The sequence below is a fragment of the Faecalibacillus sp. TM498 genome, assembly GCF_020589955.1.
Taxonomy (GTDB): Bacteria; Bacillota_I; Bacilli_A; order Erysipelotrichales; family Coprobacillaceae; genus Faecalibacillus; species Faecalibacillus intestinalis.
Map to the genome: position 1 here is coordinate 26,697 of NZ_JAJDKB010000002.1, position 13,047 is coordinate 39,743.

Here is a 13,047-nt window from a genome sequence, read left to right on the forward strand (position 1 = left end):
AAATATCTTATAATATTTTTGAGGTGTCATATGAATACATTAAAAATACAAATCAAACCCTATTATCAAAATAATCCATTTAATTTAAAAGATGATCAAATACATTGTTTATCTACTAATAAAGATGAAGAAGAAATCCAATTACTTCTTAAACAAATGAATCTTTCTAACTATACTGTATTTCTTCAATTAGATATGGAAAATTATACTTACGGTTATCTACATACATCATCTAATAAAGAATATGATTTATTTTATTATAATGACTTTGATGATTATGAAGACGAAATTGAATTTGGAGTACTGCTTGGATTAAAATGATGACAAAAAGATAAAACGGGCAAATAAGCCCGTTAATAATCTATATCATTTTCTAAATCTTTCCCTTGTGATTCTATCACTTTCTTATACCAATAAAATGACTTCTTAGGATAACGTTTTAATTCCTTTAAATCTTCAAAATCACGATCTACATATACAAAACCATATCTTTTTCTAATTTCCTTATGACTACTTAAAAAATCAATTGGACTCCATGCAAGATATCCCATTAAATCCACACCATCATGTTCTACGGCTGTATTAATCGCTTTAATATGTTTTTGATAATAAGCAATCCGTTCATCATCATAAACTTTTCCATCTTTCATTGTTTCATCAATTCCTATACCATTTTCTACAATAAAAAGCGGTTTATGATAACGATGATAAAAATCAACAAGTGAATATCTTAATCCATCAGCATCAATTTGCCATCCCCATTCATTAGCATCATAATAAGGATTTTTTAAAGATCGTTGATCAAAAATAAGTGCATCTTCTAATTCATTTTGATCTTTTATATCTTCAAAAGAAGAAATAACATTACTACGATAATATGAAAAAGCAAGATAATCTAATTTTTTAGAAGCATCTTTAATCACATCTTTTTCTTCTTGAGACATATTCAACTCAATATTTCTATTTTTAGCGTATTGCATAAAGTATTGAGGAAGTTCACCATTACACATTGTGTCATAAACAAAGTAATTATGCATTTTATTTTTGAAATCTGCTGCTAAAATATCATCTGCTTTACATGTAAGTGGATAAAATGGTGCATGTCCAATCATTCCTCCAACTTGTGCTTGGGGATCAACACGTTTGATAACTTCAACAGCTCTTGCATGAGCTACTTGCACATTCACATTTAAATGTACAAACATTTCTTGTTTCGTCATACCTTCTGGTAATCTTGCACCAGAAACTAAATCTGACATATGGATTGCTAGATTGATTTCATTATAAGTAATATAATATTTAACTTTTCCTTTAAATCTTTCTACAATACTTTTGACATGTCTTGCATAAAATTCAATGACTTCTTTATTCATAAACCCATTATAATGATTTAATAGATAATCTGGCATATCAAAATGAACAAGAGATACAACTGGTTCGATTCCTTTTTCTAATAAATAATCAACCATTTTATCATAAAAATCTAATCCTTTTTCATTTGGTTTTTCTTCATTTCCCAATGGATGGATTCTTGACCAAACAACAGAAAATCGATATGCTTTAAACCCCATTTCTGCCATATAATCAATATCTTCTTTCCAATGATGGTAATGATCCGTTGCTACATCTGTTGTACAAAACATAGGTTTAATTCCTGGTTCTGGAGTTACGACTAAAGTATCATAGACATTCAAACCTTTACCATCTTCTAAATAACCACCTTCAGCTTGAACGTTACTTAAAGCGCCTCCCCATAAAAAATCTTTTTTCATACAATTCTCCTTACTTTGTTGTCATCATAATCATCATTTGACCATCAAGTTCAATTGATGTATTTGTAGGAATCAAAAAATTATCTCCTACTTTAACGTCATATTCGTCTACTTTTCCACTACCTTTTACAACTGTAGCAAGTTGATAATTATCGCATTTATATTGACATTTACCAATAACTAATAATTGAGAAACAGTAAATGAATCATTTGAAATAAATATTGTTTCTTTCACATTTTCATGAACTTTAACAACTGGATGAACATCATTTTTATCAATATCTTTATCAAAAGATAAACAATCAATAGCTTGTTTCAAATGTAATTCTCTTTCATTTCCATCTTTATCTTTTCTATGATAATCATAAAAACGATACGTTACATCTGTAGATTGTTGAATTTCATAAACAACATTCCCTTTACCCATAGCATGTAGACAACCTGCTGGTAAATAAACAAAATTCCCATCAGCTACAGGATATTTTTTATAAATATCATCCCATTTATCTTGTTTGATCATTTCTTGAAGCTCTTCTTTATTCTTTGTCTTTTGTCCATAGACAATAGAAGCACCTGGATCTGATTCAATAAAAAACCACGCTTCATTCTTTCCTCGTTTATAACCAATTTTTTGAGCATGTTCATCATCAGGATGAACTTGAATACTCAAATCATCTTCTGGTCCAACTAAAGAAATAATTACTGGGAAATCCTCACCTGGATGTCCAAATAATTCTTGATGTTTTTCCCATAATTCTTTTAGAGTTTTTCCTTTGAATTCACCATTTATACAAACAGTAGATAAACCTTCACCATCTTGAGCACTAAAAGACCATGATTGACCTATTCCTTCAGGAAAATCATCATACCCAAAGAAATCTCTTACTTTTGTATGACCCCAAATTGCTGGTCTAGGAATCGCTTTAAAAAATAAAACACCCATTTTATCTTCACTCCTTTAAAAAAGGCATATTTCGCCTAAATAGTAAACAAAGCGAACATGCCCATAATTGTTACAAATACAGATAAAATATTAACCATCGATACAACATTTGATTTAATCCTAAATCCATATTTACTAAATATTAAATTATTCACTTGTTTCGCTTTTGTCACATGGTAATCCGCTAATAAAGCAAATACCACAACAACTATTCTCATAGGTAAACTTGTACCAATACCGCTCCCTAATAAATTCCATGGAAACATAGCCAACACTAAAGCTACAACAGTTGCAACCAAAGATGCTGCAATATAAGGATTCTTTTCATCTTTATGTTTCATCATACGTTCTTGCTCTTTCAATGATTGTGTTTGATTTTTATTTTTCTTTTTATTTTCATTGTATTTTTCAGCATAACTTACTTGTTTAACTTTAACAACTTCACATCCACAACTATCACAAAATTTTGATGTTTCTTTTATTTCTGCACCACATTTTCTACAATACATAATCTATTCTCCTATTTTAAAATAATTTGTGAAATATTGACTAACGCAACAAAAATACTTAAAAAGATTGAAATATAAGCATAACTCTTATTTCCAGTAGGTGCATATCCTTTCTTTTGATCATCTTTATCAACTTTTAAGGACATCACACCACAAACCAAAGCACCTGCATAAAGCAATGAACTTATAATATATGGTAGTTTGACATTTCCACCAACAGCATTAACAACTGTTCCTCCAATAAAATCTAAACCAATTAAAGCTATAAAAAAGAGGAGGATTCCTAGTTTTGCAAAAGAATTTTTTCTTGGATTTTTCTTTAATTTTTTAGATTCTTTAATCTCTTTCTTTTCTCCGTTAAGTTCTTTTCCACAATGATAACAAAATGCTGAATCTTGTGGTATTTCTTTATGACAATATGGACATTCCATAACTAGTTCCTCCTTTTATTAAAAAGAAGGCTTGAGGCCAATTTGGCACTTAGCCTTCTTTAAATTATTCAATTATTTAATTAAGCAGTTTCGCCATTAAATTTAGCAACTTCAGCTTTTTCATATGATTTCCAGAATGGATAGAAAATAACCATACCAAGTGCGAAGTTAATAAATACAATAACAATTCCACCGATTGAACCACCTGCAGCTAAGTATCCTAATACAGGAGATGGTGTAGCCCAAGGTAAGTTCATATACATTTTACCAACAAATCCAATACTTGTTAACCAATAAGTTAAAGCAGCTGTAAGTGTATGAGTTAAAATAAATGGAACTAATAAGAAACCATTCATAACTACTGGTAAACCAAACATAATTGGTTCAATGATACAGAATACTGCTGGTGGTAAACAGATTGTAGCTAAAGGTTTTAAATGAGGTAATTTCTTGCTTGACATAAACATATAAACTAGAATTGGCCAACAAGATGATACCCATTGAGATAATCTACATAAGTTTGGTGTCCAAACATATGGTAAATCTTTAACTGCTGTACCTGCCATGAAAGCAGTGTTGTTATCAGCAATCCATTGATTTGTAAAGACATTGATAACTGCACCTGTGATGTTATCACCATGTAAACCACAGATCCATAATAACGCTGATAAGAATTGTTGTAATGTGTAAACAAAGATATTATCAGCTGCACCTAATACAGGTAATAACATTTGTCCAACTAATTCAGGGATATTTAAACCAGCTAAAGTTCTAATTCCCCAACAAATTAATGTAATAAAGAAGTAAGGAATAATAGCTGAGAAACTGTCAGAGATTGCTGGTGGTACAGAATCTGGTAATTTAATAACGATATGTTTTTTATAACAAATATCAATAATATTAATTGCGATAGCACCTGCGATCATTGCTGTGATTAAACCAGCTCCACCCCAATATGTAGATTCAAAAGCACTTGCTCCTGCTGATAAAGTACCATCTTTAGCAGTAACAACTAATTGTCCAACTGAGTTATAGTTTAATAACATAAATGCGAAGAACGCACCAACTGCACCAGTTGTTTTATTAATACCTTTGATTTCTGCATATTCAGCACCAAATGCAATAATAATGTAAATAGCCATAATACCCATTGATAAGCTGTTAACTAGAGCTAAGTCTCCAGCCCAAGGTTTTAAAAATGGAATTAAAGCTTTTGTAGTTAATCCACCATCAGAGCAGAATAAATAAACAACTAAGAATAATGAACCAACCATTGTGACTGGTAATGCTGCAACCATACCATTAACAATACCACGAACAAATGGAATTTGCCCGAATTTTGTCATTGGTCCAGCGATTACGTCAACTTTTTCTAGAATTTTGTCCATCATGGACTTCTTTTCTGTAGACATATTTTTCTTCCCCTTTCTTAAGAAAACCTCCTAAATGTAAACGTTTTCTCTTTGCCTACTTATATACTATACTGAATTATTTTCTTTTTCGATATAAACGATTGTCATAATATATGACACTTTTTTTACAAAATTCTCTAAACCTTATATATCATCACAATTTTAAGAAATTAAATTGTTAAAAAACCGCTTGAGAAAACGTTTACATTCGTATATAATTTATTTAGGTGGTGATAAAATGCAACTAAAAAAGAATGAAATGAAGATTATTCAGTTATTGTTAGCTTCAGATAACTATATTTCAAGTTATGAAATTGCTAATTCAACAGGTATTTCTAGAAGACGTGTAAGAGATGAAATGAGAAGTGTTAAAGACATCCTCGCCTCTCTTCATTTAAATTTATTATCTAAAGCATCTCAAGGTTATTACATTGAAGGAAAATCTTCTCAAAACTTAACAGAACTTCAAAATATTATTAATAATAATATCAGAGGAGACGATTCTTTAATTCCTACCTTACCTGATGAACGATCTAATTACATTCTAGGGCGTCTCATTAATAGTAAGGAATTTATTAAATTGGAAACACTTGCTGATGAATTAGTCGTCTCAAGAGCCACAATTGCGAATGATTTAGTTTCAATAAAAAATGAATTTAAAAAATATGATTTAAAATTTAACCAAAAACCTAATTATGGAATTTATATCCGTGGTCCGGAAACAGGGAAAAGAAAATGTTTAGTAGACAATATTTTTAAAAACCTAAATGTTTCTGATATGTACTTTGATTTTTTAGATACTTATTTTAATTCGCCTGATTATGAAATCATTCAAATTTTAAGAGAATATGCTATATCTATCAGTGATATTAGTTTAATAGATTTCTTAATTAGTTTTTCAATTAGTGCAGCACGTATTTCTTGTGGATATTTAATTGGACATCAAACAGAAGGTTTTGAAGATTACCAAAATAGAACAGAGTATTTTGTCGCAAAAAAACTTGCATTATATGCAAAAGAACATTTTGATGTGGAATTTGATGAGTATGAAATTCAAAATATCACGATTCAACTGATTTGTAAGAGATCTACAAAAGGACTTACTTTTATTTATAATCAAGATATTATTGATTTACAAAACGAAATACTTGATAAAATAAAGAAACAAACTTTAATTACTTTTGATGATGAACATTTTAATAAAGTTTTTCCATTATATTTAAAATATACTTTAATACGACAAAAATATGGTGAAAAAATACGTACACCCTTATATGAAGATATTCAATACGATTATCCTCTATCTTATTATCTTGCTCAAATTGTTTCTCAAGTAATAAAAAAACATACAAAGATTCCTCTTTCTAGAAGTGAAATCACTAATTTCACTATTCTATTTAACAATATAATTAATAATAAAAAATATAGTCAAAAAAAGGTTTTACTCATTAACTGTATGGGTGAATCTATCAAAACATTTATTAATCATTTTATCGAAAAAGAACTCTATGACCAATTAGTAATCACTAAATCCATTCATTATTATGAAATAGAAGAAGAAAACTTAGACCAATACGATTTAATCTTATCAACAGCACCGATTCATCGCCAATTACCAATTCCTGTAATCAGCGTAAATTATATTATGTCTCAAGATGATATTATTCGTATTAAGAGTTATTTATCTTATCTATTTAATGATGAACAAATGTTGTATTACTTTCATCCATCTTTTTATCAAACACATGTTCCAGTTAAAACACTTAAAGGTCTGGCAACAAGTTTTTATCAATCTATAAAAAGTGTATATCATCTTAATGATTCTAAAAAGAATGATATGATGAATAAAAACATTTGTTCAGTACATACCTTTGAAAATCAAATCGGTTTATTAAGACTTTCTCGTCCTTTAAACTCTAATAATATTATTTCAATCATTGTTTTAGAAGAACCTATGAAAGTTGAAAATCAAACATTTAAAATAGCTATCTTATTTTCTTGCGCTGATAATCAAAATGTCATGTATAATACACTATTTTCAACTTTAAAGAACATTTCTGAAAATAAAGAAGATTTAGAAAAACTCATTTCACATATTCCTTATACAGAATTTTTATCAATTCTTTTAAAAAATAAATAAAATAAGAAGAAAAAATGAATTTTTTGCAGATATATATATTGAAAGGAGATTCAACATATGTACTGTAAGAAAATAATATTAGGAGGACTTCTATGAAATGTCCTCTATTCAAAAACAACTTTCTTTATTATTTGATAAAAGAAAACAAAGTTTAATCGTTGATTATCTAACTTATCAAAGAATAAGAACTCAAGTTTTTAATTATCCAAGAAAATATCAAAATGGATATACTTATTATGTTGATTTAGATAATGATTTGTATGAAATTTATGTTGAAAATCATGAACCTATCATCCATAATAAAATCAATAATTATGAATTAATATTAGATTCCTTAGATATAAAGTTAGGAGGATATTAAAAATGAATTTTTTCAATCAAATAGAAAATAAAATAATAGATATTCTTAATGAACAAAATATTGATCGTATAAGCATGGCTGGTATTATTGGAACATTAAGACAAGAAAATCTAAATGAAAGTACTTTTTTAAGTTTTATTGAAAGTAAAAGTTCTCTTACTATTGAAGATTGCACAGATCAAATTTGGCGTATGAGAGGATACTAAAAACAAGCTCGATGTGAGCTTGTTTTTGTTAATCTAAATCTTTTCCATCAGATTTTATTGCTTTTTGATACCAATAGAATGAATCTTTTTTACTTCTGTGTAAATCTCCTTTACCTTCATCATCCATATCTACATAAATAAATCCATAACGTTTATCCATTTGTCCTGTAGTAAATGAAACCAAGTCGATTGGTGCCCAAGAAGTATAACCAAAGATATTAACGCCTTCTTCTCTTGCTTTCATTAAGCTTTTAATGTGACTTCTATGATAATTAATACGATAATCATCATGAATAGAACCATCTTCTTCTACTTTATCATAAGCTCCTAATCCATTTTCCACATCAAAAATAGGTACTTGATAACGGTCATTTAAAACATGTAAGAAGTATTCATATCCAGTTGGGTCAATTTGCCATCCCCAATCAGACGCTGTTAAATATGGATTCTTTAAGTTAGCTGAAGTACCTGCACCACCTAAAGCTTCCCCTGCATCTTTATGTGTTGTTACGACGTTAGACATATAATATGAATAAGCTAGGAAGTCAGATTTTCCTTCCATTAAATCTTTTTTATCTTCTTCACTAATATCTAAAGTGACATTATTTTGTTTCCAAATACGTTTAGTGTAAGATGGATAATATCCTCTTACCATTGTATCTGCACAATAAGCAAATTTTTCTTGGAATTCTTTATAGTTAGCAATCACATCTTCAGGATCACATGTATATGGATAACTACAGAATCCTGCAATCATACATCCTACTGAAATATTTTCATCAATTTCATGTGCTACTTTAACAGCTTTAGCTGCTGCTACCATTTGATTGTGTAATTCTTCAAAAGCAAATTGTTTTCCTTCTTTAACATCAAAATGTAATAAAATATTGATTTCATTAAATGTTAACCATTTATCTACTAAACCTTTATATTCACTAAAACATACCCTTGCGAATTCAACAAATTGATGAATCATTTCTCTATTTGTCCAATCACCATATGTTTCTTCTAAATAAACAGGTTCGTCATATTTATATAAAGTAATGACAGGATCAATACCATATTTACGACATTCTTTAAATACATTACGATAGAATTCAACACCTTCTTGATTGACTCCACCTTCTACTCCATGAGGATAAATTCTCGCCCATGAAATAGTTGTATTAAATGTTGTAAAACCAAGTTCTGCAAATAACGCAATATCTTCTTTATAACGATGATAAAAATCAATACCAACATGATTTGTATAACGAATATCATTAAATAATTGATATTTAGCACCTTTAGGTAAATGATCAAATTGTCTCATTTTACCTCTTGTTCCATCTGCATTTATATAATGGATCCAACGTCTATCTGTTGTTGAACCAGGATCTCCAAAATCTACTTGAACAGGACTTTTTCCACCTTCGTCCCATCCTCCTTCACATTGAGCAGCACTAATTGAACCACCCCATAAAAACTTATCAGGTATTGCCATTTTCTTTCCTCCTTATAAATGTTTAATATGAATCATTTTACCTTTTAAACCAGGATAATCTCCTGCTTGTACTTTTTCTACATTGTCTTTATGTGCTATAAACCATTTATTCTTTTTCTTTAAGATTCCTCTTCTTTGACAACTGTCTCCTGTTCCTCTTAACAATAAACAGATTGTTTTAAAGGAATTTTTTACTGTTATTGGTGTATAGTGTAATGTTGTTGCATAAAGCTCCACAACTGTTCCTTTTGGTATATAGAAAAGTTCACACTTTTCTATATCATAATCATTTCCAACCATATCTTGTCTTTTTCCAAGTGCAAGAATGTAGTCTGTTACGGCAATGATTGTTTCACTGCATTGATGATACTCTAAACCATTTAATACTTTATTTTTACCAGTAACAACTCCTGCCATGACATCTAAATAACCATAAACATCATTAATTAAACCTTGCATACATGGCATTTCTTCTAATGCTTGGACACTTGTATCATAAGCATTTATATTTTGATAGGTTGAAGCATACGCAATAGCTTCTTGCATATCTTGTTTGATGATGCGTCCATATTCATTAAACGAATCATCAAGTTCATGAATTTGGTAATCAGGATTTAATGTTCTTATCTTTTCTAACATTAGTCTAAATCTTCACCATTTGAAGTGTAAACCTTTTTACAATATTCAAATGAATCTTTCTTATAACGTTTATATGTTCCATTACCAAAATCATCAACATCTACATAAATAAATCCATAACGTTTTCTAATTTCACCAGTACTTGCTGAAACAAGATCAATACATCCCCACCAAGTGTATCCCATTAAGTCGACACCTTCATCAATACCTTCACTCATAGCTTTAACATGTTCTCTCATGTAATCAATGCGATATTGATCATGAACTCTTCCATCTTCTTCTAATATATCAAAGGCACCTAAACCATTTTCACAGTTCATAAGAGGAATTTGATATCTATCATAAATTTCATGCATAAAGAATTTTAATCCTTTTGGATCAATAGCCCATCCCCAATCAGATTCTTTTAAATATGGATTTTTCTTTGACATGAAATTTAAGTTTCCTGTTGCTTCTTCACCATCTAAATGTGTTGTTACACAATTTGAGAAATAATAAGAGAATTCAAAGAAATCTACAGTACCTTCTTTTAAAGCTTTTGTATCTTCTTCTGTAATATCTAATGTGATATTTAATTCTTTCCATAAATGTTTAGCATAACTTGGATAATATCCTCTTACAAAGACATCTCCAGCATACCAGAAGTTTGTTTGCATTCCTTTTTGATTAGCAAGTTCATCTTCTGGATCACATGTTAATGCATGTGTGAAAATACCTGCTTGCATACATCCAATTTTTTTATTTGGATAGTTATCATGTAAGTATTTAACTACTTTTGCGCTCGCTACTAATTGGTTATGTAATACTTGATATTGTCTTTGTACTTCTTCTTGATTGCTTGAATCCAAGATAGAGAATTGAGCAGCATTGATTTCGTTGAATGTTGACCAATAAGTAACTTCTTGGAATTCATCAATAGATGCTTTCCCAAATTCAACAAATTCATCAATTAAAACTCTATTTTTCCAGCCACCTAATTCTTCAATATAGAAAGCAGGCATATCATATTTATATAAGTGAACTAATGGTTCTATTCCATATTTCAAGCATTCTTTAAATACATTATGATAAAATTCTACCCCTTCTGGATTAATTCCTGCTTTAATTCCTTTAGGGAAAATTCTTGCCCATGATAATGTCATATTAAATGCTTTAAATCCTAATTCTGCAAACATCGCAATATCTTCTTTATAATGATGATAAAAATCTGTTGCTTTATGATTAGGATAAAATTCATCAGGATTAATTGCTAATTTAGCACCTTCTGGTAAATTACAATTTTCAATCATTGCTGGTGTTTTACCATAAGTTCCATCTGGCATAATATAAGTTGCCATACGTGGTTCATTCACATTTCCTCCAGTATGATAATCTGTCATATTTGGAGATTTTCCACCTTCGTCCCAACCACCTTCACATTGGTTAGCACTGATATCTCCACCCCATAAAAATCCTTTTGGAAAACTCATTTTTTATTCCTCCTTTATTTTATAATCTATCATTTAACCTATTTATTGTTAACGTTACAAACTTAAATAATAAATAGAGTGTAAACGTTTTCTCATCTCTGCTTATATACTATAATGATTTATCTTTTTTTTCTACACAAACACTTGTCATAATATGTGACTTTTTTTTATTGATTTCTAATAATCATTATAAAAACAAGCTCAAATGAGCTTGTTAATCGAGATCTTCTCCATTAGAAGCGATAACCTTTTTATACCAATAGAATGAATCTTTTCTTGAACGATGTAAATCACCATTTCCTTGATCATCCATATCTACATAAATAAATCCATATTTTTTATCCATTTGTCCTGTTCCTGCAGAAACAAGATCAATACATCCCCAAGTTGTATAACCAAATAGATTAACACCTTCTTCAATAGCTTTTTTCATTTCTTTAATATGTTCACGATGATATTCAATACGTGCAGGATCATGACAAATACCATCTTCACCTTCAGTTTCAATTAAACCAATACCATTTTCCACATCAAACATTGGTGCATTATAACGATCATTAATTAAATGCATTAAATGTCTAAACCCAACTGGATCGATTTGCCATCCCCATGCATTTGCTTTTAAATAAGGATTTTTAACTGTTCCTAAAACATTTCCTGCAGTATGATCATTTTCTTCAACTTTATGTGTTGTGACAACGCCTGAAGCATAATATGAAAAACCAATGAAGTCTGATTTACCATTCATTAAATCTTCTTTATCTTGTTCTGTAATTTCTGGTGTAATACCATATTTTCCCCAAATTCTTTTAGCAAATGGTGGATAATATCCTCTCATTTGTGTATCAGCACTATAACAGAAGAAATCTTGGAAGTTTTCATAACGAGCAATAGCATCTAATGGATCTGGTGTTAATGGATAAGACATATTTCCACAAATCATACATCCTACTTTAAGATTTGAATCAATTTCATGTGCAACAATAGTTGCTCTTGCAGCAGCTACTAATTGGTTGTGTAAATAAATTAAATTTCTTTGATTTTTTTCTGTTTTTTGACCATCTCTTGGCATAATGATATTGATTTCATTAAATGTCATCCACTTATTAACATAATCTTTATATTCTGTAAAACATACTCTTGCAAATTCAACAAATTCATCGATCATAGCACGATTACGCCATCCACCATGTTGTTCTAATAGTGAAACTGGTTCATCATATTTATATAATGTAATAACAGGATCCATCCCATATTCTTTAGCTGTCTTAAAAACATCTCGGTAGAATTCAACACCTTCTTGATTGATTCCACCTTTAATTCCATGTGGATAAATTCTTGCCCATGAAATGGATGTATTAAATGTTGTATATCCCATTTCTTTAAATAACGCTAAATCTTCTTTATAACGATGATAGAAATCACTTGCTACATGATTTGTATAATGCAAATCATCAAAGAAGGCAAACTTGCATCCTTCTTCTAATTCGTCAACAGCTTCCCAATTACGATGTACTCTTTTACCATCTTTATCTAAATACCAAATTTGTCTTCTTTCTTTTGTTGATCCTGCTGTACAATAATCAACTAATACTGGAGACTTTCCTCCTTCATTCCATCCGCCTTCAATTTGAGCAGCACTAATTGAACCACCCCATAAAAATCCTTTTGGAAATCCCATT

Annotated in this window: 13 protein-coding genes; 4 read left to right on the forward strand and 9 right to left on the reverse strand. The window is 29.6% G+C overall.

Going from position 1 to position 13,047, the window contains the following annotated elements; translation table 11 throughout:
- Nucleotides 1-30 precede the first annotated feature (30 nt).
- Nucleotides 31-321 (forward strand): hypothetical protein, encoded by a 291-nt coding sequence (locus LJD32_RS01175; RefSeq protein WP_032091025.1) that lies wholly within the window; start codon nt 31-33, stop codon nt 319-321.
- Between the two features lie 32 nt (nt 322-353).
- On the opposite strand, the gene LJD32_RS01180 is transcribed toward LJD32_RS01175, so the two are convergent.
- The 5 genes from LJD32_RS01180 to LJD32_RS01200 form a co-directional block, all read right to left on the reverse strand.
- Nucleotides 354-1,772 carry a glycoside hydrolase family 1 protein gene (locus LJD32_RS01180; RefSeq protein ID WP_227391569.1) on the reverse strand — a complete coding sequence of 473 codons (1,419 nt, stop codon included), beginning with the start codon at nt 1,770-1,772 and terminating at the stop codon, nt 354-356.
- A gap of 10 nt (nt 1,773-1,782) precedes the next feature.
- Complete coding sequence (locus LJD32_RS01185) at nt 1,783-2,715, reverse strand: type I phosphomannose isomerase catalytic subunit (protein ID WP_032091027.1); 933 nt, start codon at nt 2,713-2,715, stop codon at nt 1,783-1,785.
- Between the two features lie 35 nt (nt 2,716-2,750).
- Nucleotides 2,751-3,224, reverse strand: coding sequence for a zinc ribbon domain-containing protein (locus LJD32_RS01190; RefSeq protein WP_032091028.1), 474 nt, complete (start codon nt 3,222-3,224; stop codon nt 2,751-2,753).
- 11 nt (nt 3,225-3,235) lie between these two features.
- Nucleotides 3,236-3,655 (reverse strand): zinc ribbon domain-containing protein, encoded by a 420-nt coding sequence (locus tag LJD32_RS01195; RefSeq protein ID WP_147580135.1) that lies wholly within the window; start codon nt 3,653-3,655, stop codon nt 3,236-3,238.
- An 80-nt stretch (nt 3,656-3,735) separates the two neighbouring features.
- Complete coding sequence (locus LJD32_RS01200; protein ID WP_227391570.1) at nt 3,736-5,067, reverse strand: PTS sugar transporter subunit IIC; 1,332 nt, start codon at nt 5,065-5,067, stop codon at nt 3,736-3,738.
- Nucleotides 5,068-5,305: 238 nt separating this feature from the next.
- Here LJD32_RS01200 and LJD32_RS01205 point away from each other — a divergent pair, with 238 nt between their 5' ends.
- The 3 genes from LJD32_RS01205 (at nt 5,306) to LJD32_RS01215 (ending at nt 7,774) form a co-directional block, all read left to right on the forward strand.
- Nucleotides 5,306-7,207, forward strand: coding sequence for a BglG family transcription antiterminator (locus tag LJD32_RS01205; protein ID WP_227391571.1), 1,902 nt, complete (start codon nt 5,306-5,308; stop codon nt 7,205-7,207).
- 97 nt (nt 7,208-7,304) lie between these two features.
- Nucleotides 7,305-7,568 carry a hypothetical protein gene (locus LJD32_RS01210; RefSeq protein WP_147580139.1) on the forward strand — a complete coding sequence of 88 codons (264 nt, stop codon included), beginning with the start codon at nt 7,305-7,307 and terminating at the stop codon, nt 7,566-7,568.
- A gap of 2 nt (nt 7,569-7,570) precedes the next feature.
- Nucleotides 7,571-7,774, forward strand: a complete 204-nt coding sequence (locus tag LJD32_RS01215) for a hypothetical protein (RefSeq protein ID WP_227391572.1) — start codon at nt 7,571-7,573, stop codon at nt 7,772-7,774.
- A 28-nt stretch (nt 7,775-7,802) separates the two neighbouring features.
- On the opposite strand, the gene LJD32_RS01220 is transcribed toward LJD32_RS01215, so the two are convergent.
- The 4 genes from LJD32_RS01220 to LJD32_RS01235 form a co-directional block, all read right to left on the reverse strand.
- Nucleotides 7,803-9,257, reverse strand: a complete 1,455-nt coding sequence (locus LJD32_RS01220; RefSeq protein ID WP_227391573.1) for a glycoside hydrolase family 1 protein — start codon at nt 9,255-9,257, stop codon at nt 7,803-7,805.
- Nucleotides 9,258-9,269: 12 nt separating this feature from the next.
- Nucleotides 9,270-9,896, reverse strand: a complete 627-nt coding sequence (locus LJD32_RS01225) for a DUF4867 family protein (protein WP_032091033.1) — start codon at nt 9,894-9,896, stop codon at nt 9,270-9,272.
- Nucleotides 9,896-11,365: a glycoside hydrolase family 1 protein gene (locus LJD32_RS01230; RefSeq protein ID WP_227391574.1), complete on the reverse strand. Its 1,470-nt coding sequence runs from the start codon at nt 11,363-11,365 to the stop codon at nt 9,896-9,898. The genes LJD32_RS01225 and LJD32_RS01230 overlap by 1 nt, the downstream gene beginning before the upstream one ends.
- A gap of 214 nt (nt 11,366-11,579) precedes the next feature.
- On the reverse strand, nt 11,580-13,046 hold the full coding sequence (locus tag LJD32_RS01235) for a glycoside hydrolase family 1 protein (protein ID WP_147580143.1): 1,467 nt from the start codon (nt 13,044-13,046) through the stop codon (nt 11,580-11,582).
- Nucleotide 13,047 lies beyond the last annotated feature (1 nt).

Coding starts and splice junctions, on each gene's coding strand:
- LJD32_RS01175 (WP_032091025.1), top strand. CDS start 31: ATGAATACATTAAAAATACAAATCAAACCCTATTATCAAAATAATCCA.
- LJD32_RS01180 (WP_227391569.1), bottom strand. CDS start 1,772: ATGAAAAAAGATTTTTTATGGGGAGGCGCTTTAAGTAACGTTCAAGCT.
- LJD32_RS01185 (WP_032091027.1), bottom strand. CDS start 2,715: ATGGGTGTTTTATTTTTTAAAGCGATTCCTAGACCAGCAATTTGGGGT.
- LJD32_RS01190 (WP_032091028.1), bottom strand. CDS start 3,224: ATGTATTGTAGAAAATGTGGTGCAGAAATAAAAGAAACATCAAAATTT.
- LJD32_RS01195 (WP_147580135.1), bottom strand. CDS start 3,655: ATGGAATGTCCATATTGTCATAAAGAAATACCACAAGATTCAGCATTT.
- LJD32_RS01200 (WP_227391570.1), bottom strand. CDS start 5,067: ATGTCTACAGAAAAGAAGTCCATGATGGACAAAATTCTAGAAAAAGTT.
- LJD32_RS01205 (WP_227391571.1), top strand. CDS start 5,306: ATGCAACTAAAAAAGAATGAAATGAAGATTATTCAGTTATTGTTAGCT.
- LJD32_RS01210 (WP_147580139.1), top strand. CDS start 7,305: ATGTCCTCTATTCAAAAACAACTTTCTTTATTATTTGATAAAAGAAAA.
- LJD32_RS01215 (WP_227391572.1), top strand. CDS start 7,571: ATGAATTTTTTCAATCAAATAGAAAATAAAATAATAGATATTCTTAAT.
- LJD32_RS01220 (WP_227391573.1), bottom strand. CDS start 9,257: ATGGCAATACCTGATAAGTTTTTATGGGGTGGTTCAATTAGTGCTGCT.
- LJD32_RS01225 (WP_032091033.1), bottom strand. CDS start 9,896: ATGTTAGAAAAGATAAGAACATTAAATCCTGATTACCAAATTCATGAA.
- LJD32_RS01230 (WP_227391574.1), bottom strand. CDS start 11,365: ATGAGTTTTCCAAAAGGATTTTTATGGGGTGGAGATATCAGTGCTAAC.
- LJD32_RS01235 (WP_147580143.1), bottom strand. CDS start 13,046: ATGGGATTTCCAAAAGGATTTTTATGGGGTGGTTCAATTAGTGCTGCT.